The organism is Seonamhaeicola maritimus, from assembly GCF_008056315.1.
GTDB classification, from domain to species: domain Bacteria; phylum Bacteroidota; class Bacteroidia; order Flavobacteriales; family Flavobacteriaceae; genus Seonamhaeicola; species Seonamhaeicola maritimus.
Genome location: NZ_VRKQ01000010.1, coordinates 286,117 through 310,896, shown reverse-complemented (window position 1 = coordinate 310,896; position 24,780 = coordinate 286,117). Strand labels below are relative to the sequence as shown.

The following is a 24,780-nucleotide window of genomic DNA, read 5'->3' as shown; positions in this document are numbered from 1 at the left end:
TATGAGTTCAGAAGAATTAAAATTAAATGTTGAAAAGGCTTTAGAAGAGATTCGCCCGTTTCTACAAAGTGATGGAGGAGACATTTCCTTATTGTCTATTGAGAATGATAAGCTTGTGCGCGTGCAACTGCAGGGAGCCTGTGTTGGATGTAGTGTTAATCAAATGACATTAAAATCTGGTGTGGAAATGACTATTAAAAAGTATGCTCCACAGATAGAGGAAGTTGTTAATATTGAGGTTTAATTTTCTATTTTAGTAAGTTTAGACCAATTATATGATTTTTTCCTTCCTAAGGAAAGTATCCAAATCATCAGCAGAAGCAAAGCAACTGTTTACTTTACCATATTCATTGCAATATCTTGAATCTATTTTATGAGATAAGCATTGAAAATCTGATAAATCAACTTTTTCAAAATTGATATTTATTTTTTTGCATGCCTCATAAAGTTGCGCTATTGTTTCTAAACTACTAGTGTCAACTCCTTTTTTTATTAAATATCCTTTTAGAAAATTTTCAATGGCATATTGTGAATTTTTACAAACAGAATATGCTACAACATCTTCTTCGGGTTTATATAGCTCTTTATTGGCTTTATTGAGCTTATCAATGGCAGTCAAAAAAAGTTTATCTGCATTTGGTTCCATAATTAATAATGTGTTTAGTTAACAGTCTTTCTTTTTAACATTCTAACTAGCACTGAATGGCACTAGTTAGAATGTTTCTGATCTAATTATAAAGTAAACACAATTATGTGTTTTACATGTCTCTGTAAAGTTCTAAACGCTCCCAATTGGTGTTAACTTCATCTTGAGCACGCTCTAATAATTGAGCGCCAAGTTCCGCGTTTTGTCTAACAACTGTTGTAAAACGTGTTTCGTTATACATAAAGTCTTTAAGCGGAATAGAAGGTGCTTTAGAATCTAATTTAAACTTCTTGCCTTTTGGTTTAGATGGGTCGAATCTAAATAATGGCCAGTAACCACTTTGTACTGCTTTTTCTTGCTGTAAGGCTCCATCACGAAGGTTATAACCGTGATCACCACAATGCGAATAAGCAATAATTAATGATGGTCCATCATAAGCTTCAGCTTCTTCAATAGCTTTCAAAGATTGAAGATCTTTAGCTCCCATGGCAATTTGAGCTACATAAACATTACTATAAGAAACAGCTTGTAACGCTAAACTTTTCTTGCTTGTACGTTTACCAGAAACAGAGAATTTAGCACTGGCGCCTAAAGGTGTAGCTTTTGAGGTTTGTCCACCGGTATTTGAATAAATTTCTGTATCTAACACCATAATATTGATGTTCTCTCCAGAGGCTAATACATGGTCAACACCACCATAACCAATATCATAAGCCCAACCATCACCACCAAGTATCCAAACAGATTTTCTGCGTAGGTACTCCGTTAATTGTGCTAGTTTTTTAGCATTAGGATTATCAATGGTTTCTAATTTAACTCTCAACTTATCTAGGTTGGCAAAGTTCTCAGCTTTTTCGGCTTCTGTCTTTTCAGGATTGTTCAAAATGGCCTCAACCAATTCGGTTCCAACTTCATTTTCTAATCCTTTTAATAAACTAATAGAATATTCTTGTTTTTTAGATAAAGCTAACTTCATTCCCATACCAAATTCAGCATTGTCTTCAAATAAAGAATTAGCCCATGCAGGACCTCTACCAAATTTATTGGTTTTATAAGGCGTTGTTGGAAGGTTTCCTCCATAAATAGAAGAACAACCCGTGGCATTAGCTATTAAAATACTATCTCCATATAATTGTGTCAATAATTTTATGTATGGTGTTTCACCACAACCTGAACATGCGCCTGAGAATTCAAATAATGGCTCTAAGAACTGCGATCCTTTAACATTTGTAATCTGTAACTCTGACCTGTTGTAATCTGGTAAATTCACAAAATAATCCCAATTAGCATCTTCTTCAACTTCAACTTTAAGCTTACTATGCATATTGATAGACTTAAAGTCAGGGTCTTCCTTACTTACCGCAGGACATACGGCTACACATAGATCACAACCAGTACAATCTTGAGCAGACACCTGAAGCACATAAGATTCTTCGTCTTTAGAAAATGGTCTACCTTTAGCCGGAACAGCCTTTAATGAAGCAGGAGCGCCCTCTAATTCACTATTACTTACAACTTTTGCTCTAATGGCTGCATGCGGACAAATAGCAACACATTTATTACATTGTGTACAAATATTTTCATCATCCCAAACTGGAACAAAATCTGCAATACCTCTTTTCTCAAACTGTGTAGTTCCTGTTGGGAACGTTCCATCTACAGGGAAAGCACTAACAGGTAATTCGTCACCTTTTCCTGCTAGAATTTTACCTAAAATTTCCCGTACAAACGGATCAGCATCACCTGTCATTATAGGTTTGAGCTCATTGTTATTAGTAATTTGTTTCGGGTAATCTACCTTTTGAAGATTTTCAAGCGATTTATCTACCGCATTAAAGTTCATTTGAACTACAGATTCACCTTTTTTAGAGTAAGATTTTACAATGGCTTCTTTAATTTTATCTATTGCTTCGTCTTTAGGTAAAACTCCAGAAATGGCAAAGAAACACGTTTGTAAAACCGTATTAGTACGCTTACCTAATTTAGCTTCTTGAGCAACTTTTGATGCGTTAATTACGTAAAACTCTAATTCGTTTTTAATAATTTCATCTTGCATTAATTTTGGAAGTTCATCCCAAATCTCATCTTTATCATAAGGTGAGTTTAATAAGAATGTGCCGCCTTTTTTAGCGTGATTTAATATATCATACTTTTGAATAAAGTTAAATTGATGACAAGCTACAAAGTTAGCCTTATGAATTAAATAGGTTGAATAGATTGGATCTGGTCCAAAGCGTAAATGCGATATGGTTTGGGCACCCGCTTTTTTCGAGTCATAAACAAAATACCCTTGAACATAATTATCAGTGGTTTCACCAATAATCTTAATGGAGTTTTTGTTGGCACCAACTGTACCATCTGAACCTAATCCGAAGAACATACAGTTAAATGTGTTTTTCGCAGTTTTAAATCTGTCTCCAATTTCTAAACTGGTATGTGTAACATCATCATTAATACCTATAGTGAAGTGATTTTTAGGTTGAGGTTTGCTTAATTCATCAAATACAGCCTTAACCATGGCAGGGTCAAATTCTTTTGAACTTAATCCGTACCGCCCACCAATAATTTCAGGCATACCTCTTTCACTTTCATTGAATGCAGTTATAACATCTTGATAAAGAGGTTCTCCTAAACTACCTGGTTCTTTTGTTCTGTCTAATACAGCAACATTCTTAACAGTATCTGGAATAGCATCAACAAAATGACTTATAGAGAATGGTCTAAATAAACGAACTATAACAGCTCCAACTTTTTCGCCATTTTTCACCATGGCGTCAACAGTTTCCATGACAGGGCCTTGGCCAGAACCCATAATTACGATAATCCTTTCGGCTTCAGGGTGTCCAACATAATAGAACAAGCTATAACGTCTTCCTGTGTGCTCATAGAATTCATCCATAGTCCTATCTACTATACCAGGTACTTTTTCGTAAAAAGAATTGGCAGCTTCTCTTGCTTGGAAGAACACATCTGGATTCTGAGATGTTCCTCTAATAACAGGATTGTCTGGGTCTAATGATCTTTTTTTATGAGCCATTATTTCATCTTCTGGCATCATGTCTTTAATGATATCATCAGTTACACCATCAATTTTAGAAATCTCATGAGACGTTCTAAAACCATCAAATATATTTAAGAAAGGTATTCTAGATTTTAATGAAGCAACTTGAGATATTAATGCAAAGTCATGCGCTTCTTGAACTGAACCTCCAAACAACATGGAGAACCCAGTTTGTCTAGTTGCCATAACATCGGAGTGATCACCAAATATTGATAAAGCATGAGTTGCAACAGTTCTTGCGGCTACATGAATAACAGAAGGTAATAGCTCTCCTGCAATTTTATACATGTTTGGAATCATTAATAATAACCCCTGGGAAGCGGTAAACGTAGTTGTTAAGGCTCCTGCCTGTAATGATCCATGAACAGCACCTGCGGCACCGCCTTCACTTTGCATTTCAACTATTCTAGGGACATTATCCCAAATGTTTTTTTGCCCTTTCGAGCTATAAACATCAACATGTTCACCCATAGGTGATGCCGGTGTTATGGGGTAAATAGCGCACACTTCGTTTGTTTTATGTGCAACTCTTGCCACGGCCTCATTAGCATCACAAATTAATTTTGGAAATTCTTTCTTCATAATAAAGGTATATTATTAAACAATATGAAATTTACTAAGCAAGAGCATTTGCTTATTGTTAAATTTCTGATTATAACTAGACCTATTAAGATTAAAACAAAGACAAAATCTCCTAGGTCTTTCTAACTAAATTTGTCTAAAGTTATAAGGATTAAGACTCGCAGACTATGATAATTGTCATGTCATCAGGGAGTAAGCTTTGTAGAAGAATAAAAAAAGAGGGCTTCTCATAACGAGAAACCCTCAAGTGTATTCATAAGTTTATAGTTTGAAGTAAGCCCTCAAACTTGTAATTCAGCCTTAGTTAAGGTTGAAAATACTATTCGGCGTGTAACCAAGCCTTTTTCTCTAGTAATTCATCTTCTGACTCAACACGGTCTTCATCAGGAATACAACAATCTACCGGACATACAGAAGCACACTGAGGTTCTTCATGGAATCCTTTACATTCGGTACACTTATCTGGTACAATAAAATAGAACTCATCAGAAACAGGTTCGTTCATTTCATCTGCATCAACTTCTTCTCCATTAGGAAGTGTAACAGTGCCGCTTAAAGCAGTCTCATCGGAAAAGGCCCATTCTTGATCGGGCTCATAAATTGCATTATTAGGACACTCTGCAACACAAGCATCACAATTAATGCATTCATCGGTTATTATAATCGCCATAATTTATTTATTTTTAAGACATGATTTGTAAAAATATATTTCTTTCAGTAATGATTATATGATAAATTTCATGTTTCTTACTGAAAAGTAAAATTATATTTGAAACTTACATATCGATAAAATTAGAGATTTTTAATAAATTTAATTAGATTTTTTAACTTTTTTTAATGCATGGCGACAACTAAAACTAATCACCAACAAGAAACGCTTGAAGCGGTAATAATTAGATTTGTTGGTGACTCCGGTGACGGAATGCAATTAACCGGGACGCAGTTTTCTGATACCTCAGCAATGTTTGGTAATGATATTGCTACTTTTCCTAATTATCCGGCAGAAATTAGAGCACCTCAAGGCAGTTTGTATGGTGTGTCTGGTTTTCAAGTACACATTGGTAGTGTAGAGATTAGTACTCCTGGTGACGAAGTAGATTTATTGGTAGCCATGAATCCGGCTGGTTTAAAAACAAATCTGCATGCTGTTAAACCTGGGCATACAATTATTGTTGATACCGATGCTTTTACTAAAAAGAACTTGGAAAAAGCACAGTATGAGAGTAATCCTTTAGAAGATGGTAGTTTAGAAAATTATCAAGTTATTGAAGTTACCATGACATCATTAACCAAAGAGACTTTAAAGGATGTTGAAGGACTAGATAATAAAAGTATCACCCGAAGTAAAAATATGTTTGCATTGGGTATGGTTTATTGGATGTATGATAGATCTACAGACCATACCATAGATTTCTTTAAGAAGAAGTTTAGCTCTAAACCTCATTTAATTGAAGCCAATACAAAGGTTTTGAATACAGGTTATTATTTTGCTGAAACTCTGGAGTTAATTCCAAATTCTTATACAGTTGCTCCTGCGAAAATGGCCTCTGGGACTTACAGGATAATCATGGGGAATACAGCTACAGCCTGGGGGTTTTTAGCTGCATCAGAGAAATGTGGGTTAGATTTGTTTTTGGGGTCATATCCTATTACACCAGCTTCAGACATTCTTCATGAATTAGCAAAACATCAACATTTTGGCGTTAAAACATTTCAGGCTGAAGATGAAATAGCAGGAATTACCTCTGCAATTGGAGCTTCCTTTGCTGGGAGTTTGGCGCTTACTACCACATCTGGACCAGGGTTAGCATTAAAAGGAGAGGCATTAGGATTAGCGATGATGATTGAAATGCCTTTAGTTGTGGTAAATGTACAGAGAGGTGGTCCATCAACCGGATTGCCAACAAAAACTGAGCAATCAGACTTACTACAAACATTATATGGAAGAAACGGTGAAAGTCCTATTATTGTTATAGCTGCTAGTACGCCGTCAAATTGCTTTGACTTTGCTTATGAAGCCTCAAAGCTAACGCTAGAGTATATGACTCCAGTGGTGTTGTTAACAGATGGATATATTGCCAACGGGTCTGCACCATGGAAGATTAAGTCTGTAAAAGATATGCCTGAGATTAACAATAATATAATTCAAGTGGCAAAAGAAAATTGGCATCCTTATGATAGAGATGAAAAGACTTTGGCACGTTCTTGGGCATTACCCGGGACACCAGGTTTAGAACATAGGGTCGGTGGTTTAGAAAAAGATCGTGTGAGCGGAAATGTGTCTTATGTGCCAGATAATCATGAATACATGGTTAATATTAGAGCTGAGAAAATAAAGCGTGCTCAAAATTCAATACCAGAACTAGTTCCTGAGTTTGCTGATGAAGGTGATTTACTTGTAATTGGTTGGGGAGGCACTTATGGATCATTGTATTCATCAATAAAACATTTAAGAGAAGAAGGGATTAAAACCATAGGGTTTGCTCATTTTAATTATATAAATCCGCTGCCTAAAAATACGGTTGAGGTATTAAAACGATTTAAGAAAATTGTAGTTTGTGAATTGAATAGTGGTCAATTTGCAAAAGTGTTGAAATTGAATTTTAATGACTTCGATATTTTGCAGTTCAATAAGATTCAAGGATTACCATTTGGTAATGAAGAGTTAGTTCAAAAATTTAAACAATTGCTGAAATAATATGGATACTACAGTTGAAAAGAAATACACTTTCAAAGATTTTTCCAGCGATCAAGAAGTTAGATGGTGCCCAGGATGTGATGACTACGTTATTTTGCGCGCAATGCAAAAAGCGCTTCCTGAAATGGGCGTTAAAAAAGAAGATGTTGTTTTTATATCAGGAATAGGATGTTCCTCTCGTTTTCCATATTATATGGATACCTATGGTATGCATAGTATTCATGGTAGAGCTCCTGCAATTGCAACCGGAACCAAATTAGCTAACCCAGATTTGAGCGTTTGGGTAATTACTGGTGATGGCGATTCTATGGCAATTGGAGGCAATCATTTTATACATGCTTTAAGACGTAATGTAGATTTAAACATTATTCTTTTTAATAATGAAATATATGGTTTAACAAAAGGTCAGTTTTCTCCAACGTCTGTGGTGGGACAAAAAACAAAATCATCTCCTTACGGAAACACACAACCACCCTTTTCTGCTGGAGAATTAGCTATTGGAGCCCAAGCGCGTTTCTTTGCAAGAATTGGTGGGAATACGCCAAAAGAAATGACTCAGTTGTTTATTGAAGCAGAAAAGTTTAAGGGAACTTCTTTAATTGAAGTGATGCAAAATTGCCCTATTTTCAATGATGGTTGTTATGATGAATTTACAGATAAAGCAGTTAGGGCAGATAAGCAGTTATTTGTTGAACATGGTAAACCCATGGTTTTTGGTAAAGAAAGAGATAAAGGACTTGTTTTAAAAGGACTAAAACTAGAAGTGGTAACCATTGGAGAGAATGGTGTCACCGAAGATGATATTTTGGTGCATGATGCTAAAGAACCAGATCCAACTTTACATCAAATGTTGGTAAGAATGTATTATCCAAAGGTTACGGGAATTATTAGAAGTTTTGATGATGTGACATTGGAGGAAAGAAAGAATGACCAGATAGGAGCAGTTAAAGCAAATTCAAAATTTAGTGTGACCGATGATTTGTTCTTTTCAGGAGATACTTACGAAGTTGAATAAATAATATAATTTATGGGTTCAGAAGCCATTATTGTTTTTTTTCTTGCCGGTGTTGTTTTAGTTGCAGGCGCAAACTTTTTATCAAATTTAGTTTCGCATAAATCTGATAACCCGCAGAAAAGAGAGCCCTATGAAAGTGGTATGAAAACCATCGGACCAACTTGGGTTCAGTTTAAAGTTGGGTATTATCTTTTTGCCATTTTATTTTTGATTTTTGATGTAGAAGTAGCCTTTTTAGTTCCTTGGGCGGTTGTCTTTGGTGATATTGGAGGAATAGCATTTATTGAGATATTAATTTTCCTTGTTATTCTTGGTTTAGGGTTACTTTATGCATGGAAAAAAGGCGCATTAAAATGGGAGTAGATAACACGTATAAAATACCAGATGATTTTCCAGGGAAAGTAATTCCTGCTGGAAATGGCGCCAATATTGTGGTGACTTCTTTAGATAAAATTATTAATTGGGGACGTTCAAATTCCTTATGGTCTTTGTACTTCGGAACAAGCTGTTGTGCTATAGAAATGATGCAAACCGGAGCAGCTAGACATGATTATTCTAGATTCGGGTTTGAAGTTGCACGCCCTTCCCCTCGTCAAGCAGATTTAATAATTATTGCAGGTACCATTGTAAATAAAATGGCACCAGTTTTACGTCGATTATATGATCAAATGGCTGAACCAAGATATGTTATAGCCATGGGTGCTTGTGCAATATCTGGAGGTCCTTTTTTCTATAATACATATTCAGTGGTAAAAGGAGCAGATCATGTGATTCCAGTTGATGTTTATGTGCCTGGGTGCCCTCCAAGACCTGAGGCTTTGTTAGAAGGAATGCTGATGTTGCAAGATAAGATTAGAACCGAAAACATGAAACATAAAAAGAATCCTATTGACGGGTTTGATGAAGGTTTTTATAAGTAAACCACCTTGTAGTAAACTCACAAGGTAGTTGAAAAGAAAAAGAATAAAAATTTCGAGGCAAGCTTCGGAATACTTAATCTCGATTATCGAGTAAATTATGACTAACGAAACATTACAAGAATTATTAGGCAGTTGGTTTCCAAATCCAGAAGCTAGTGTTGCTTCAGAACCAGTTGAGGTTACTGAAGGAGAAGACGCTATTGAAGCTAAAGAGCCTATAAATCCGAGTCTTTTAGAATTTACTGAAGAAGGGTCTCAGTTTTTAAACGTTTTAGTTAAGCCAGAAAATTTACATCAATTAATGAGCAAATTAAAAACAACTGCGGAAACAAGTTTCGATTATTTGTTTTGTTTAAGTGGCGTTGATTGGGGTACTGACTTGGGTATTGTATATCATTTAGAATCAACAAAACATCGTCATAGCATTGTGGTAAAAGTAAAGACTGAGGACAGAGAAAACCCAACATTCGATTCGGTTTGTGACATCTGGAGAACCGCCGATTTTCACGAACGCGAAGTGTTTGATTTTTTCGGTATAAAGTTTAATAATCACCCCAATTTAAAACGTCTGTTTTTAACCGATGAATGGGATGGTTTTCCACTTCGGAAGGATTATGTAGATGAAATAAATATGGTTGTTAAATAATATATATGCAAGAAACAACTACCATAAATAATAATTTTAAGTCTGAGGAATATTTCATTAACATGGGGCCTCAGCATCCTGCAACGCATGGGGTTTTACGACTTTTATTAACCATTGATGGTGAAATTATAAAAAAAGTAGAACCAGATTTAGGGTACATACATCGTTCCATAGAAAAAATGTGTGAACGCGACAGCTACCAACAAATAGTTCATTTAACAGATAGAATGGATTATTTGTCTTCACATATTAATAATGAAGCCGTTTGCTTAACAGTTGAAAATGCTTTGCAACTGGAAATTCCAGAACGCGTTCAGGTTATTAGAACTATAATTGGAGAACTTACTAGAATAGCATCGCATTGCTTATGGTGGGGCGTTATGGGAATGGATGTTGGTGCACTTACCACATATTTTTATGGGTTTAGAGACCGTGAAATGATTAATGATATTTTTGAAGAAACCTGTGGTGCTAGATTAACCATGAACTACAATGTCCCTGGTGGATTGATGTGGGATATTCATGAAAATTTTGTAAAACGTGTAAAAGATTTTGTTGCTCATTTCAAAACAAAAATACCTGAATATGACCGCTTATTAACTGGGAATGTCATATTCCAGAAACGAACTAAAGGCGTTGGAATCTTAACAAAAGAAGATGCTATTTCATTTGGTGTTTCGGGTCCTGTAGGACGTGGTTCTGGCTTTTCTTGTGATGTTAGAAAATACCATCCGTACAGTGCTCTAGACAAGGTTACGTTCAACGAAGCTTTACGAACAGAAGGAGATACCTTCGCAAGGTATAGTGTGAGAATTCAGGAAATGTGGGAATCTTTATCCATCATTGAGCAATTAATAGATAATATTCCAGAGGGAGAATTTAGAGTAAAAACAAATGCCGTAATAAAATTACCAAAGGGCGAATTCTATCAAAAAGTAGAAACCGCCAGAGGAGAATTAGGTGTTTATGTTATAAGTACAGGAACAAAAAATCCATATAGATTAAAATTCAGATCACCAGGTTTTTCAAATTTATCAGCCTTAAGTCATATGGCTACGGGAGGAAAAATTGGGGATTTAGTAGCCACTATGGCCACTTTAGATTTAGTGATTCCAGATATAGATAGATAAAATATAGTAATGAGAATACCTTTAAGTATAACCGATAACATTCAAGAATGGCTTGTAAGCATGATGTCAGAGTCTGCTGCTAGTTATGTTGCCATGATAATTGTTGCTCTGATTTATTTAGGGATATTTGCTATAGCAGGGTTGTTTCTCGTTTTAATAGAGAGAAGGGTAGCGGCTTGGTTTCAATTACGAATTGGCCCAAATAGAGTAGGGTTTCAAGGCTTACTTCAAACTATGGCCGATGCTTTAAAGTTAGTATCTAAGGAATTAACAGGGACGGATAGAGCTGATAAATTTCTATACAATTTAGCACCTTATTTTGTTATTATTTCCGCTTTAATGGCTCTTGGAGTCATGCCTTTCACAAAAGAATTTCAAGCTTTTGATATCAATATTGGCATCTTCTTTTTAATAGCCATTTCATCAATAGGTGTTATTGGTATTTTATTAGGAGGTTGGGCAAGTAACAATAAATTCGCTTTAATTGGGGCTATGCGTAGTGGTGTTCAAACCATTAGTTATGAGCTGTCTGTTGGATTGTCTCTTTTAACCATGATTCTGTTAACAGGGTCATTACAACTTTCAGAAATTGTTGAGGTGCAAAAAGGCGGTTGGTTAATAGTTCAAGGGCATATTCCAGCTATTATTGCATTTATGATTTACATGATTGCAGGAACTGCAGAAACTAATAGAGCACCTTTTGATATGGTTGAAGCTGAATCTGAACTTGGAGCCGGTTTCCATACAGAGTATTCAGGGATGAAGTTTGCTTATTTCTTTTTGGCAGAATTTATAAATATGTTCTTAATAGCAGCCATTGCTGCAACCGTATTTTTTGGAGCGTGGTTATCACCTTTTGGAATTACAGAGTCTATTCCATGGTTGGGTGTTTTCTGGTTCTTAGCTAAAACCTTGGTTTTGGTCTTTTTAATGATGTGGTTTAGATGGACGTTCCCAAGGTTAAGAGTAGATCAATTATTAACACTTGAGTGGAAATATTTACTGCCAATTAATTTAGTAAACATAGTTATTATGGCATTTATTGTTTGGCAAAAATTAATTATTCAGATATAAGGAGTATGGGCTATTTTTCTAACATATTCAATGGAATTAAAACACTTCTCACAGGAATGAGTATTACTGGGAAGTACTTTTTGAATTCCAGAAAAGGAGCTATTACGCAACAATATCCTGATAATAGAGAAACCTTAAAAATGTTCGATCGTTTTCGTGGTGAAGTGATTATGCCACATGATGAAAATAATGAGCATGCTTGTACAGGTTGCCAGAAATGTGAAATTGCATGCCCTAATGGAACAATAGAAATTATTTGGGATAGAGGTATAGATGAAGAAACGGGCAAGAAGAAAAAGAAAATAGACCAATTTGTTTACCATTTAAGTATGTGTACCATGTGTGGTTTATGTATTGATGTTTGCCCAACAGATGCCATTGAATGGGGTCAGAATTTTGAGAACTCAGTATACGATAGAACAGCATTAACCAGAGTTTTAAATGAACCAGAATCTAAAGTAAGAGCTGGGATAGAAGATTAAATCTATGGAAAGAATAATATTTTACATAATTGCACTTATAATGATTGTATTTGCAATTGCGGCGGTCCGAAATCGAAAGATGCTTCGGTCTGTTATTTACTTACTATTTGTTTTGGTTGGAATTGCTGGCATTTTCTTTTTAATAGATTATAATTTCTTGGCAGCTGTTCAGCTTACCGTTTATGCCGGAGGTATTATTGTTTTAATGATTTTTTCCGTGCTTTTAGTGCATCATATTGAACTAGAATTGGAAGTTGCTAAACCCTTAAAACAAATAATTACGGCCATTACATGTTTGGTAGGGACTGGAATTGTTTTAACAAATATATACGCACATGAATTTAATGTTGTTGAGAATAATATAAGCACTACCACAGCAGATATTGGTTCAAGAATGTTGAGCTACGAAGCGGGTGGATTTATTCTTCCTTTTGAAGTTATAAGTGTGGTTTTATTGGCAGCAATGATTGGAGCTATTGTTATTGCTAAAGGAAAGAAACTGACTAACAAAAATGAAGATTGATTATGATAGAAGGCATTACTATATATGAAATACTAACTGTAACCACCATCATATTTTTTATTGGTGTGTACGGATTTTTAACTCGAAAAAATCTGATTTCTATTTTGATTTCTGTAGAGTTGATTTTAAATGCATCCGTAGTGAATTTTGTAGTTATAAATAAATATCTGTACCCAGATATGTTACAAGGGGTGTTTTTCTCAATTTTTATAATAGCGGTAGCGGCAGCAGAAACTGCCTTGGCTATTTCAATAATAATAAATCTATACAGACAAATTAGTTCCGTTGAAGTTGAAGATACTGAAATGATGAAACATTAATATTTACAACATGAGCATTGATTACATCATATTAATCCCGATTATTCCTTTTCTAGTGTTCTTGCTATTAGGAATTTTTCACAAGAGAATCAAACCTGCTGTTTCTGGTTATGTTGGGGTTTTTGGGTTATTAGCTTCTGCAATGCTTTCTTTTTATGCTGCGTATCAGTACTTTTTTGTTAGTGGGAAAGTATATGGCGTATATCAAACATTTACAGAAAAGTCTGTTTGGATGAATTTCACAGATACGCTACATATAGATATGGGAATCTTAATCGACCCAATTTCAGTTATGATGTTAGTGGTGGTTTCTGTAGTATCTCTAATGGTACATATTTACAGTAGAGGCTATATGAAAGGCGATGAAGGCTATACCAAATTCTTTGCATTCCTAGGGCTTTTCACCTTTTCAATGTATGGTTTGGTTTTAGCAACTAACCTATTCCAGATTTATATTTTCTGGGAATTGGTAGGGGTGTCTTCTTATTTACTTATCGGATATTATTATACAAAAACATCGGCTATTGCAGCTGCCAAAAAAGCTTTTATAGTAACCCGATTTGCAGATTTTGGTTTCTTAATTGGAATCATGATTATAGGCTACTATACAGGAACGTTCGATTTTGAAACCTTGAACAATCCAGAAGGTAGTGCTATAATGAATTGGGCAGCAACTTCGTTTATGGGGCTTTCAGTAATTACATGGGCGTTGATATTCATTTTTATTGGCGGCGCTGGAAAGTCAGCCATGTTTCCTTTACATATTTGGTTACCGGACGCTATGGAAGGTCCAACACCAGTTTCAGCATTAATTCATGCGGCAACCATGGTAGTGGCAGGTGTATTTTTAGTAGCTCGATTATTCCCAATGTTTTATTTCGTTGAGGATGGTTTCGCTCTAAATATTGTAGCTTATGTTGGTGCATTTTCAGCATTATTTGCTGCTATTATAGCCATAACTCAAACCGATATAAAACGTGTTTTAGCCTTTTCAACCATGTCTCAATTAGGGTATATGATGTTAGCTTTAGGTGTTTCTGGTTATGAAGGACATGATGGTGTTGGTTATATGGCATCCATGTTCCATTTGTTTACACACGCCATGTTTAAGGCACTTCTATTTCTAGGAGCAGGATCCGTTATTCATGCTGTTCACAGTAATTATTTAAAAGATATGGGTGGTTTACGTAAGTATATGCCTATTACAAATATTACCTTTTTAATTGCTGCTTTAGCAATTGCCGGTGTACCACCTTTGGCTGGATTCTGGAGTAAGGATGAAATTTTGGTGGCCGCTTTTGAACATAATAAACTCATCTATTATGTTGGGGTATTTGTTGCTGGATTAACGGCGTTCTATATGTTTAGGCTTTACTTCGGTATTTTCTGGGGGAAAGACACAGCCTATGAACATAAGCCTAAAGAATCTCCATTATCCATGACCTTTCCTTTATTGGTGTTAGCGGTATTGAGTATTGTGGGCGGATTAATCCCATTTAGTGAGTTTGTAACAGCCGATAAAGCAGGTTTTGAAGCTCATTTAAATTATCCGTTAGCTGCTATAGCAACAGGCGTTGGAATCATTGGAATTGTGTTGGCTTGGGTATTCTATAAAAAGGAAAATAGTTTATCAGATAAGTATGCAAATGCTTTCGGACCACTTTATAAATGGGCTTGTGATAAATTTTATTTCGATGAGATTTACATGTTCGTCACTAAAAAAATCATTTTTAAAAGGGTATCTGCACCCATAGCTAAGTTCGATAAACAAATTGTTGATGGCACTATGGAAGGCATCGGAAATAAAACAGTTGTCATTTCTAAAAAGATAAAGGGCATACAATCTGGTAAAGTACAAGATTATGCTTTTGCCTTTGTAGCAGGTGTGGTTGTAGTAGCACTAGTGTTTATTTATTTATGGACAAACTAAACAAGTAATATGGATATTTTATCACTTTTTATAATTGTTCCTATAATTACCATTCTAGTTTTAGTTTTTACTAAAAACTTAAAACAAGCACGTGTGGTTTCTATGATAGGAAGTGCGGTTCAGCTTGTGATGGCTGTCAATCTTGTGTTTGCCTATTTTAAAGAACGTGCTGTTAACGATAGCATCATGGTTTTTACCAAAGATGTGGTTTGGTTTGAACAGTTTAATATTCATTATAACATTGGGGTAGACGGTATATCAGTAGCATTATTGCTTTTAACGACTATAGTTGTGCTTGCCGGGGTTTTCATCTCTTGGAAGATGTACCACTTACCTAAAGAATTTTTTATATCGCTCATTGTATTGTCCGTTGGTGTATATGGTTTTTTTATCTCTATCGATTTATTTACCATGTTCGTATTCTTCGAAATAGCGGTAATTCCTATGTATTTATTAATAGGAATTTGGGGATCTGGACCAAAGGAATATTCAGCAATGAAATTGACTTTGATGCTTATGGGAGCATCAGCAGTTTTGTTAGTTGGAATATTAGGAATCTACTTTAACTCTGATGCCGATGGAGGCGCATTAACCTTTAATATTTTAGAAATTGCACAGGTTAATATCCCGTTTGAAGCTCAAAAATTATTCTTCCCATTAACCTTTATTGGGTTTGCAGTTATTGGGGCTTTATTCCCATTCCATACTTGGTCACCAGATGGTCATGCATCAGCACCAACTGCGGTTTCTATGTTACATGCTGGTGTACTTATGAAATTAGGTGGATACGGCGTGTTTAGAGTAGCTATGTATCTGTTACCACTTGGAGCTATTGATTGGTCTTGGGTATTTATCATTCTATCCGTTATAGGTGTTGTTTATGGGGCATTAAGTGCCATTAGGCAAACAGATTTAAAATATATTAACGCCTACTCATCAGTGAGTCATTTAGGGCTGGTGTTATTTGCGCTATTAATGTTGAATAAAACAGCATGGAACGGTGCCATTTTACAGTCGCTTTCTCATGGATTTATGACAGCCCTTTTCTTTGCATTAATTGGGATGATTTATGGCAGAACCCACACCAGAGATATTGGAAAATTAGGAGGCTTGTTAAAGGTGATTCCGTTTATATCGGTGATATATGTTATAGCAGGTTTAGCATCTTTAGGTTTGCCCGGATTTAGCGGATTTGTAGCAGAAATGAACATTTTTGTTGGGGCATTTCAACAAGAGGATACGTTTATGAGAGTAGCAACCATTCTGTCTATATCAGTCATTGTAATTACAGCAGTTTATATATTAAGAGTAGTTGGTATCATGCTCATGGGCCCAATTAAAAATGATGCTTATTTGAAGTTGGAGAAAGTAACGTGGTATGAGAGATTTGGTATTCTTTTATTATTAATTCCAATAGTAGGTATTGGTGTTGCACCACTTTGGTTGAGTGATATGATATTAGAGAGTTTAGATCCTTTTATTAAAGGATTATTATAAAAGTTAAAAAGAACTGATAATGGATTTTAGTAGTTTTTTATTGATGAGACATGAAATAATACTTTTAGCAGTAATCTTATTGTTAGTGGTTGCCGAAGTGTCTATATCCAATGCTAAAAAGAGTAGTGTAGTTCATTTGGCTATTTTCTTATTTGGTATACATACCATTGTTGGGTTCTTTAAAATCGATTATGGAAGTCTTTTCGGAGGGATGTTTCAAACAAACGAACTCATTCATTTTTTTAAGAATGTATTGAACATTGGTGTTTTAATATTGCTTTTACAATCTGGTGACTGGTTAGAAGAAAAGATTATTCAACAGCAACGAGGAACAGAATTTTTCATTCTCCTTTTTTCATCGTTGTTAGGAATGTATTTCATGATTTCTGCAGGTGATTTCCTTATGTTTTATTTAGGGCTTGAATTATCTACATTACCGGTTGCGGCTTTGGCAGCCTTTGAGGTCACCAAAAGAATATCTAGTGAATCAGGTATCAAATTAATACTTTCTGCAGCATTGGCTTCGGGAGTATCATTATTTGGTATCTCCATGCTTTATGCAACAACCGGATCTATTTATTTTGCAGAAATTTCAGAGGCAATAACCGCAAGCAATCTTACCATTTTAGGTTTTGTGTTGTTCTTTGCAGGATTAGGATTTAAAATATCTCTAGTGCCTTTCCATTTCTGGACAGCCGATGTTTATGAAGGCGCGCCAATAAGTATAGCGTCATACCTATCAGTAATTTCTAAAGGAGCTGCGGTATTCATATTAATGATTTTACTGTTTACGGTTCTAAAACCATTAATGCATATTTGGGAAAACATACTCTATGGCGTTGCCATAATTACAATGTTTATTGGTAACCTGTTTGCTTTAAGGCAGCAAAACATGAAACGCTTTTTGGCATTTTCATCTATTGCGCAAGCAGGTTTTATTCTCTTAGGTTTAATAACAGGCAATCAATTAGGTACTACAACCGTGGTTTATTTTGTGTTGATTTATATATTCTCAAATTTAGCAGCATTTGGTGTGGTACAAGCTATTTCGCTTAAAACGGGGAAAGAAAATATGAGTGACTATGAAGGTTTGTATAGAACCAACCCCAACTTAAGTTTGGTAATGATGCTGGCTTTATTCTCTTTGGCAGGTATTCCACCAGTAGCAGGTTTTTTCGGAAAGTTCTTCTTATTTACCGCCGCTGCAAGTAAAGGGTATTATCTATTAGTGTTTTTGGCAGTAGTAAATGTAACCATCTCATTATACTATTATTTACTAGTTATAAGGGCTATGTTTTTAAGAAAAAGTGACAACGCCATTCCCTATTTTAAAAGTAAAATATATATGAAATTAGGATTACTAATTACCGCTGTTGGTATTTTAGTAATTGGTTTGTATAGTCCGTTATACGATTATATTCATGAATTAAGTAAAAGTGTTTTTTAAGAGATTATGGCATTAGCAGGAAAACATATGTTCGGGAGTATTGAAGATACCAGAGTAACCTTTGTTGAAAAGGGGGTAAGCGCTGATAGAAGAGACTTTCTAAAAAAGCTTTTGGAATTCAATGGGTTTGAAGTACTTGTTCAAGAAGACCGAAGAAAAAAAGAAGAAGACCAGCAATTGTATACTATCGGGGTTACAGATATGGTGTTTAATCCAACCATTTGGATTTTTCAACGCAAGCTAGAAACGTTCAATGGGCAAAAGGTAACCCAAGGTTATTGGAACCAAGAAACCGAAGACACCAAACCTCAGTATTGGAATAACGGAAGCAATTTCTAAAGGGTAAAATTCACCCAGATTTTTCACATTTTTTTTGTTTTGTAAACTACCCTGTTTTAGGTAGTTATGCTATGTTATAGTTAAATCCTATTAAATCGATAGAAATAATTGATTAAAGATTTGAAATTTTAGTGTAAATAGGTTTATTTTTGGCGGCTCAATCTATTTAAACACTAAAAATTCAGGTATTGTCATGGTTGACGTAACATTAAAAATAACAGATAGAGAAGGTACAAAACATGAAATTCAAGCCCCAACAGATATGGCTATGAATTTAATGGAAGTGGTTCGTTCATACGAATTAGCTCCCGAAGGCACCATTGGTGTATGCGGTGGTATGGCTATGTGCGCCTCCTGCCAATGTTATATAAACAGTGATAATGAGTTGCCCCCAATGAGTGATGACGAAGAAGCTATGTTATCAGAAGCTTTTGATGTTCAAGTTAATTCGCGTTTGGGTTGCCAAATTCAAGTCACTCCAGAAATGGAAGGTCTAGAATTAGAGTTGGCTCCAGAGAGTTAATTTAGTGACTTTTTTGGACAGTTAGGGTCAAATTATTAAACGTAAAAGTTTAAATGGCTCGGTTCAAAATTTATAAGGATAAATCTGGATATTATAGGTTTTTATTTAAACCAAATAATCAGCTAATTACACTTACTAGTGAGCCGTACACATCTATGATGGGTTGTTTAAAAAAGCTTCACTTTTTTAAAAAGCATGCTTTCAATGATCGGTATTTTGTAAGACAAAAAGCGGAGTGTGGTAGTCCGTACTTTACTTTTGAAAAATTATCTGATGGTGAATTATTGGCTACAAGTGAAACCTATTTAACCTTTGCTTCTATGGAAAAAGCCCTTAATCTAGTTAAGAAAACAGCTAAACGTGCCATAATTGACGATTTAGTTTATGCTTTATAAATTTAGTTTAAATAGCCTCAATAAACCTGTACTGATCGTAGTCGAAGTATCCTCAATTCCTAACGCACATATCCGCTAGCTTTGTTTTAACCAGAAAGTGATTTTGTTTTTGCTGAGGTTCGTTTAACAGTTAGTGTATGAAAAGTAGGCGATTATGAAACTCTAAACTTTCAGTTAACCACAAACTTTGATTAGTATCAAAACCCTTCAATTTATTACTATTTCGCCTATTTTTTATATACATTGTTAGTAGTAGTTAATATTGTTTTAAGTGAGGCATTCTTATTTATTTTACTTCAACTTCATCAATAAATATGAAAAAGTTAATGCTCCCGATTTAGCACTTTGCTCATTTGTTGAAGAACCTGCATGACCTCCTTCAGTATTTTCATAATAATAAGTTTTATAACCCATATCATTCATTTTAGCAACCATTTTTCTAGCATGTCCTGGATGCACTCTATCATCACGAGTAGAAGTCCCAAAATATACTTCTGGATATTCTATCCCTTTTTTAAGATTGTGATAAGGGGAATATTTTTTAATGTACTCCCACTCTTCTGGAATATCAGGATTACCGAATTCTCCCATCCAACTAGCACCCGCCAAAAGTTTATTATAACGTTGCATGTCTAACAATGGTACTTGAGAAACTACAGCATTGTATAAATCTGGTCGTTGTGTAAAAGCTACCCCTACTAACAGTCCTCCATTACTTCCACCCATAACACCTAAGTGTCTTGGAGTAGTTATTTTTTTATTGATTAAATCTTCTGATACTGCATATAAATCGTCAAAAACATTTTGTCGTTTTTCTTTTATCCCATCTTGATGCCATTTAGGACCATACTCACCACCACCACGGATATTAGCCAAGACAAAAACGCCTCCCTTATCTAGCCATGAAACTCCAAATGTTGCAGCGTAAAAAGGTGCATAAGAAATTTCAAAGCCCCCATAGGCATATACTAAGGTTGGGTTTGTACCGTCATATTTCATGTCTTTAGCAGCTACCATAAAATAAGGAATCTTCGTGCTATCTTTTGATTTCGCTTTATATTGGGTCACTTCATATTTACTGGCATCAAAAAAAGCAGGTAATGATTTATAGACCTTAAGCGTGTTTTTGTTTGCATCTGCCGAATACAAGGTGGATGGTGTAATAAAGTTCATAAAATTAAAGAAATATTGATCAGAATTATCATCAATTCCAACAATGGAAATTCTTCCAAAATCGGGTGCCTTCACTTTTTCATTAGTCCACTTCCCGTTAGTGAAAGAATAGATATATAATTGACCTGTAACATCTGTCAATAAGTTAAGAAGCATTTTGTTTTTGGTAGTCGAAACGTCTGAGATACTCGAAAATTCATCAGGTTCAATAATGACTTGAATTTCTTTATTACCTTTTAACAACTCCTTAAAATCAAGGCTCAAAAGAACTCCAGTTTTATAGGTTTTGGAATTGACATCCCAATCCGATTTTAATTGAATAATCAATTGATTAATTAAAATACCTTTGATACTAACATCTTCAGGAATATCTAGTTTTATCATTTTATTATTTATCCAAACCATATATTGACCAGAAAAAGTTGTCAAGCTTCGTCTAATTAATGTGTATGCCTGATTACCATCACGTAAAACATAACCAGAGGTCATAAACGCATCTGTAGATTCTCCATCGTAGATAAGTTGGGCATCTTTCAACGAAGTGCCACGTTTCCATAGTTTTACTTGTTTTGGATAACCGGAATTTGTCATGGTGCCTGCTCCAAAATCTGTCGCAACAATCAATGTGTTTTTATCTAAATATCTAGCAGATCCTTTTGATTCATCGATTGAAAATCCGTTTTCTATGAATTGCTTTTTATTTGCATCAAACTCTTTAACAACTACTGCATCACCACCACCTTTGGACAGACTAACTAAAAACCGGTTATAATAAGGATATAGACCATTACTTCCTTTATAAACCCATTTTATATTATCTTTTTCTGAAAGTTCATCTATATCAATCAGTGTTTCCCAAAGTGGATTACCACTGTTATAATTTTCAAGTGAAGATCTTCTCCAGATACCCCTAACATGGTCTTTATCTTTCCAAAAATTATAAACATAGTTCCCTCGAATAGATGGATATGCAATTCTATCAGTAGAATTAGATATTGCTAAACTTTTATCATAAATATCTTGATAATCTTTTTCGGCACTCAATTCTTCAACAGTGGTTTTGTTTTGTGCATTCACAAACTCCAATGCTTTTTGTCCATCAACTTCTTCCAACCATAGGTATTTGTCTTCTTGTGCTTGAGTAATCAGGACTATTCCGAATAATGCTAAGAGCAATAAAGTGTATTTTTTCATATTTTTTTTTTATTAGTCAACCTATTTTAGGGCGAGACGTTTTTTGTATTACTGCTAACTTAGGGATATGCGTCGTTTTAATACTGAAATAAGTTCAGCACAAGTGACTTATGTCCAACGTTAAACGAATTTAGCCAATTTTTCGCACAAAATCAAGATTTAAGCTATCATAAAATGTGGCAATTTACCACCACACCAAAAATGCTTTTTTAATCAAACCATTATTCTGTTTAATCCAAATTAATGTGGCATATTTTTGTTCAAAATAGTCTTGCGCTATAGGGGCAAATAATTTAAATGGTAGCCAATTTACATGGGCATGTGGCGTAATTAACCAATCTTTTTTATTAGGTATGTAAAACTTGCAATCCTCAAGTTGAGACAATGCGTCTTTTGTAATATAAAACCCAACTACACAATCATTATTTAATGTTTTAAGCTGAATATTTTGGTTGGCATAAGGCAAGAATAATTGTGCTTTAAAATACACTTGTTGAGAAATGTCTTCAGCTTTTAATTCAAACTTATCTAAATACATTTTGCAAGTATTAGCATAGAGCAGCGGTAATTGTTTTTCTTTAAGTTTGGTTAATTTCTCAATTAAAGAATCTTTTCTGTTGGAGCCAATAAAATGCTCAATTTCTGACGTGCCTACGGTACCATCATAAACATAGAATTTGTAAATAATTTCTAAATGAATGGGTGTGTTGTTTTTTGTAATTAAACAATCTAATTCACCTAAAGTAACTTTGTCTTGCTGAATCTGAATATTTTCAGCTATAATAGAAATGTCATCTTTTTTATCCAGTTCAAAAGACACAAAACGTTCTATGTATTTACCTAAACGTAAAGTCTCATCAATTTGAATATCAATTCTAGAAGATGATGACTCAATTTCAAATTGTTTTAAATAAAAAACCACATCACCTTTCCATAAACAAGGTGTTTTTAAAAAGCCTTCATATCTTTTTTGGAGCATATTATTAATCTTCAAAGGAGCTTCCTTTTACAATTTTTTTTATATGGTTTATAACCAGTTTTGGTTTTGGTTCAGAATAGTGAAAAAGGAGGAAATATTTATAGATTAAATAAGGGATTATTAAGCTAATAAATCCTAAAAAGTAAACCCAAAAGCTATTTGGGTACTTGGTAACAATAAATAAAAATATGGCGGCAATTATTGTATACCCAAACGCATAAATATAGCCCTTTAAAGAGTTTTTTAAAGAATCCCATGTAATAGTGAACTCCACTTGCTTGTCTACAAAAGTACCAGTAATTTCCATTGGTGGAGCATCTTTAGTGATAAACTTAAAGTTAGTATCATCAATTTTTCCTTGGTATTCGTTGCGAAAAAGAAAATCGAAAGAAGTAAACTTGTCTTTTATTGATTTTTCAAAACAGGTTTTTATCTCCTGCTGATTTAAGTGGGTTGATAACTTGATAGTTTTTTTATTCATTAGTGCTATTCGGTTCTATAATCAACCAATTTTACCGGACCTTCCAACAAAGTTCTAACAATTTGGAGCGTACCATCATCTCTTGTGGCAATGTGCCATTTAATTAATGAGATGGCACCATTTTCTATTTCTAAACCAGTAATACTTCTGGGGTGTACACAACTACCATCATTAAAAAAGGCAATGTCTCCAGGTTCAGGAAAACGCGGTCTGTGGGTATGACCAAAAATGGTTAATAGGTTATTGTTATCTGCAATCCATTTTTTGGCACGTCGTTCAACTTTTATAAGCTCTTTGTAGTTTTTAGCAGGACTTGTGGGGTCTGCAATACCCATAACGTTTAAGGGTTTCCATAGAATTCTAACCATAAACCTGCTCCATTTCCAAAACAAAAAATTCCACCAATCGGCTTGATGTCCGTGGGTTAAAAACAGTTCTTGTCCCGTTTCAGCATGCTTTAAAACAATGGCTTCATTATACGTAATATCCCCAAAAAGCTCAACATCTTCTCCAACTTTCGGATCAAAATAACTTGAAAGGTGTCTTTTTACGTAATTTGGATTTCGGTAAACCATATCATGATTCCCCCAAATCATATGCAGCTTATTTTCTTTATGAAACTGCTGCATCAACAGAAACACATTTTTATGTGCATGCAAAATAGAATTGAAAGATATGTTTTCCCATAGTTCATCGCCATCACCCAATTCACAATACTGAAAACCTTCTTGGTAATAATGCTTTAAAGCATGGAAGTAAATGTTGCGGTTATTGGCAAAATCATCAGCAAAACTATTATCGCCTCTATGGCAATCACTAAATAAAATGAATTTACTGTCATCATTAAATTCAACAGTTTTGGCATTTTTATAAGCGTGGTCTAATCTTTTTCTAGATGAAAACATATTGTAGATTTTCTACGGCATGCTAAATATAGAAATTATTAATTAGTATCTAGACCGATTTTTTCAAGAGCAATGGGTAAAATCCGACTAACAAATCTGGAGTATGCCAAAGAGGAAGGATGTAAACCATCATTTGCTACAAGGTCTGGGTTTTCCAATCCATCTCTTGTAATATCTGTAATATAAACATAGGTTATTCCATTTTGGCTGCAATAGTTTTCTATAAAATTATTGTATTTATCAATGTCTTGAGAAATATGGCTATTTCCGTTTCCAAATGGCGTATAAGCATAATCTGGAATAGAGATAACAATTAAACGAGATTGTCCTTCTTTTGCATATTTTATGGCATCCCTTGTCAATTCAGCAAACTCATTTTCAAACACCTCAAAAGGTAAGCCTTGAAACTGATTATTCACACCAATTAAAAGGGTGACTAAACTATAGTCTCCACCAAGTTTTGCACTAGTTAAGGCATTTAAAAGATTAGTGGTAGTCCAACCTGTGATAGCAATAACTTTTGCATCGGCCTTTAAGTTATTAATTCGTGCTTTTAAACTGTCTTTAAGTTGTTCTGGGAACCTACATGTAGAGCATACATTTTGGCCAATGGTATAACTATCTCCAAGAGACAGAATTTTTAAGGAGTCATTTTCAACCGGATTAGAGATTTCTAGCTCATTTTTTTTTGGACTTTGGTTGTCATTTGAGTTGGTTGAGCAACCAAAATAGAAGACTAGCCCAAAGCTCATACAGAGCATTATGGTTTTCAATTTCATTTTTCTTTTAAAGATAATACAATAAAAATAAAACCGATTTA

Annotated in this window: 25 protein-coding genes; 17 read left to right on the top strand and 8 right to left on the bottom strand. The window is 34.6% G+C overall.

Features of this window, described 5'->3' with window-relative positions; translation table 11 throughout:
- The first annotated feature begins 1 nt into the window (after window position 1).
- Window positions 2-244, top strand: a complete 243-nt coding sequence (locus tag FUA22_RS09490) for a NifU family protein (protein WP_147767727.1) — start codon at window positions 2-4, stop codon at window positions 242-244.
- 27 nt (window positions 245-271) lie between these two features.
- On the opposite strand, the gene FUA22_RS09485 is transcribed toward FUA22_RS09490, so the two are convergent.
- From FUA22_RS09485 to FUA22_RS09475, 3 genes are all read right to left on the bottom strand, one after another.
- Window positions 272-646 carry a HEPN domain-containing protein gene (locus FUA22_RS09485; RefSeq protein ID WP_147767726.1) on the bottom strand — a complete coding sequence of 125 codons (375 nt, stop codon included), beginning with the start codon at window positions 644-646 and terminating at the stop codon, window positions 272-274.
- Window positions 647-758: 112 nt separating this feature from the next.
- Window positions 759-4,289, bottom strand: coding sequence for a pyruvate:ferredoxin (flavodoxin) oxidoreductase (gene nifJ, locus FUA22_RS09480; RefSeq protein WP_147767725.1), 3,531 nt, complete (start codon window positions 4,287-4,289; stop codon window positions 759-761).
- Between the two features lie 319 nt (window positions 4,290-4,608).
- Window positions 4,609-4,959 carry a 4Fe-4S dicluster domain-containing protein gene (locus tag FUA22_RS09475; protein WP_147767724.1) on the bottom strand — a complete coding sequence of 117 codons (351 nt, stop codon included), beginning with the start codon at window positions 4,957-4,959 and terminating at the stop codon, window positions 4,609-4,611.
- A gap of 171 nt (window positions 4,960-5,130) precedes the next feature.
- Between FUA22_RS09475 and FUA22_RS09470 the strand changes: the two genes are divergently transcribed.
- The 16 genes from FUA22_RS09470 to FUA22_RS09395 all read left to right on the top strand — a co-directional run bounded on the left by FUA22_RS09470 (window position 5,131) and on the right by FUA22_RS09395 (window position 19,228).
- Window positions 5,131-6,987 carry a 2-oxoacid:acceptor oxidoreductase subunit alpha gene (locus tag FUA22_RS09470; protein WP_147767723.1) on the top strand — a complete coding sequence of 619 codons (1,857 nt, stop codon included), beginning with the start codon at window positions 5,131-5,133 and terminating at the stop codon, window positions 6,985-6,987.
- 1 nt (window position 6,988) lies between these two features.
- Window positions 6,989-8,002, top strand: a complete 1,014-nt coding sequence (locus FUA22_RS09465; RefSeq protein WP_147767722.1) for a 2-oxoacid:ferredoxin oxidoreductase subunit beta — start codon at window positions 6,989-6,991, stop codon at window positions 8,000-8,002.
- A gap of 12 nt (window positions 8,003-8,014) precedes the next feature.
- Window positions 8,015-8,365, top strand: coding sequence for an NADH-quinone oxidoreductase subunit A (locus tag FUA22_RS09460; RefSeq protein ID WP_147767721.1), 351 nt, complete (start codon window positions 8,015-8,017; stop codon window positions 8,363-8,365).
- On the top strand, window positions 8,356-8,922 hold the full coding sequence (locus FUA22_RS09455) for an NADH-quinone oxidoreductase subunit B (protein WP_241664802.1): 567 nt from the start codon (window positions 8,356-8,358) through the stop codon (window positions 8,920-8,922). The genes FUA22_RS09460 and FUA22_RS09455 overlap by 10 nt, the downstream gene beginning before the upstream one ends.
- A gap of 97 nt (window positions 8,923-9,019) precedes the next feature.
- Window positions 9,020-9,568 carry an NADH-quinone oxidoreductase subunit C gene (locus FUA22_RS09450; protein WP_147767719.1) on the top strand — a complete coding sequence of 183 codons (549 nt, stop codon included), beginning with the start codon at window positions 9,020-9,022 and terminating at the stop codon, window positions 9,566-9,568.
- A gap of 5 nt (window positions 9,569-9,573) precedes the next feature.
- Window positions 9,574-10,698, top strand: coding sequence for an NADH-quinone oxidoreductase subunit D (locus FUA22_RS09445; protein ID WP_147767718.1), 1,125 nt, complete (start codon window positions 9,574-9,576; stop codon window positions 10,696-10,698).
- Window positions 10,699-10,707: 9 nt separating this feature from the next.
- Window positions 10,708-11,772: an NADH-quinone oxidoreductase subunit NuoH gene (gene nuoH, locus FUA22_RS09440; protein WP_147767717.1), complete on the top strand. Its 1,065-nt coding sequence runs from the start codon at window positions 10,708-10,710 to the stop codon at window positions 11,770-11,772.
- Between the two features lie 5 nt (window positions 11,773-11,777).
- Window positions 11,778-12,254, top strand: a complete 477-nt coding sequence (locus FUA22_RS09435; RefSeq protein ID WP_147767716.1) for a 4Fe-4S binding protein — start codon at window positions 11,778-11,780, stop codon at window positions 12,252-12,254.
- 4 nt (window positions 12,255-12,258) lie between these two features.
- On the top strand, window positions 12,259-12,777 hold the full coding sequence (locus FUA22_RS09430; RefSeq protein WP_147767715.1) for an NADH-quinone oxidoreductase subunit J family protein: 519 nt from the start codon (window positions 12,259-12,261) through the stop codon (window positions 12,775-12,777).
- A 2-nt stretch (window positions 12,778-12,779) separates the two neighbouring features.
- Window positions 12,780-13,097 (top strand): NADH-quinone oxidoreductase subunit NuoK, encoded by a 318-nt coding sequence (nuoK, locus tag FUA22_RS09425; RefSeq protein WP_147767714.1) that lies wholly within the window; start codon window positions 12,780-12,782, stop codon window positions 13,095-13,097.
- A gap of 10 nt (window positions 13,098-13,107) precedes the next feature.
- The gene (gene nuoL, locus FUA22_RS09420) at window positions 13,108-15,027 is read left to right on the top strand and encodes an NADH-quinone oxidoreductase subunit L (RefSeq protein WP_147767713.1); all 1,920 of its coding nucleotides are present in this window, start codon (window positions 13,108-13,110) and stop codon (window positions 15,025-15,027) included.
- Between the two features lie 9 nt (window positions 15,028-15,036).
- Window positions 15,037-16,524 carry a complex I subunit 4 family protein gene (locus FUA22_RS09415; protein ID WP_147767712.1) on the top strand — a complete coding sequence of 496 codons (1,488 nt, stop codon included), beginning with the start codon at window positions 15,037-15,039 and terminating at the stop codon, window positions 16,522-16,524.
- A 19-nt stretch (window positions 16,525-16,543) separates the two neighbouring features.
- Window positions 16,544-17,971, top strand: a complete 1,428-nt coding sequence (locus tag FUA22_RS09410) for an NADH-quinone oxidoreductase subunit N (RefSeq protein ID WP_147767711.1) — start codon at window positions 16,544-16,546, stop codon at window positions 17,969-17,971.
- Window positions 17,972-17,977: 6 nt separating this feature from the next.
- Window positions 17,978-18,310, top strand: coding sequence for a hypothetical protein (locus tag FUA22_RS09405; RefSeq protein ID WP_147767710.1), 333 nt, complete (start codon window positions 17,978-17,980; stop codon window positions 18,308-18,310).
- A gap of 193 nt (window positions 18,311-18,503) precedes the next feature.
- Entirely contained in the window at window positions 18,504-18,833 is a 330-nt protein-coding gene (locus FUA22_RS09400) for a 2Fe-2S iron-sulfur cluster-binding family protein (RefSeq protein ID WP_147767709.1), read from the top strand.
- A 53-nt stretch (window positions 18,834-18,886) separates the two neighbouring features.
- Window positions 18,887-19,228: a YegP family protein gene (locus FUA22_RS09395; protein ID WP_147767708.1), complete on the top strand. Its 342-nt coding sequence runs from the start codon at window positions 18,887-18,889 to the stop codon at window positions 19,226-19,228.
- Between the two features lie 291 nt (window positions 19,229-19,519).
- On the opposite strand, the gene FUA22_RS09390 is transcribed toward FUA22_RS09395, so the two are convergent.
- The 5 genes from FUA22_RS09390 to FUA22_RS09370 all read right to left on the bottom strand — a co-directional run bounded on the left by FUA22_RS09390 (window position 19,520) and on the right by FUA22_RS09370 (window position 24,739).
- On the bottom strand, window positions 19,520-21,595 hold the full coding sequence (locus FUA22_RS09390; protein WP_147767707.1) for a prolyl oligopeptidase family serine peptidase: 2,076 nt from the start codon (window positions 21,593-21,595) through the stop codon (window positions 19,520-19,522).
- Between the two features lie 184 nt (window positions 21,596-21,779).
- Window positions 21,780-22,574, bottom strand: a complete 795-nt coding sequence (locus tag FUA22_RS09385; protein ID WP_147767706.1) for a DUF1853 family protein — start codon at window positions 22,572-22,574, stop codon at window positions 21,780-21,782.
- A 4-nt stretch (window positions 22,575-22,578) separates the two neighbouring features.
- Entirely contained in the window at window positions 22,579-23,055 is a 477-nt protein-coding gene (locus tag FUA22_RS09380) for a hypothetical protein (protein WP_147767705.1), read from the bottom strand.
- A 5-nt stretch (window positions 23,056-23,060) separates the two neighbouring features.
- Entirely contained in the window at window positions 23,061-23,960 is a 900-nt protein-coding gene (locus tag FUA22_RS09375; RefSeq protein WP_147767704.1) for a metallophosphoesterase family protein, read from the bottom strand.
- Window positions 23,961-23,998: 38 nt separating this feature from the next.
- Entirely contained in the window at window positions 23,999-24,739 is a 741-nt protein-coding gene (locus FUA22_RS09370; protein ID WP_147767703.1) for an SGNH/GDSL hydrolase family protein, read from the bottom strand.
- Window positions 24,740-24,780: the final 41 nt, after the last annotated feature.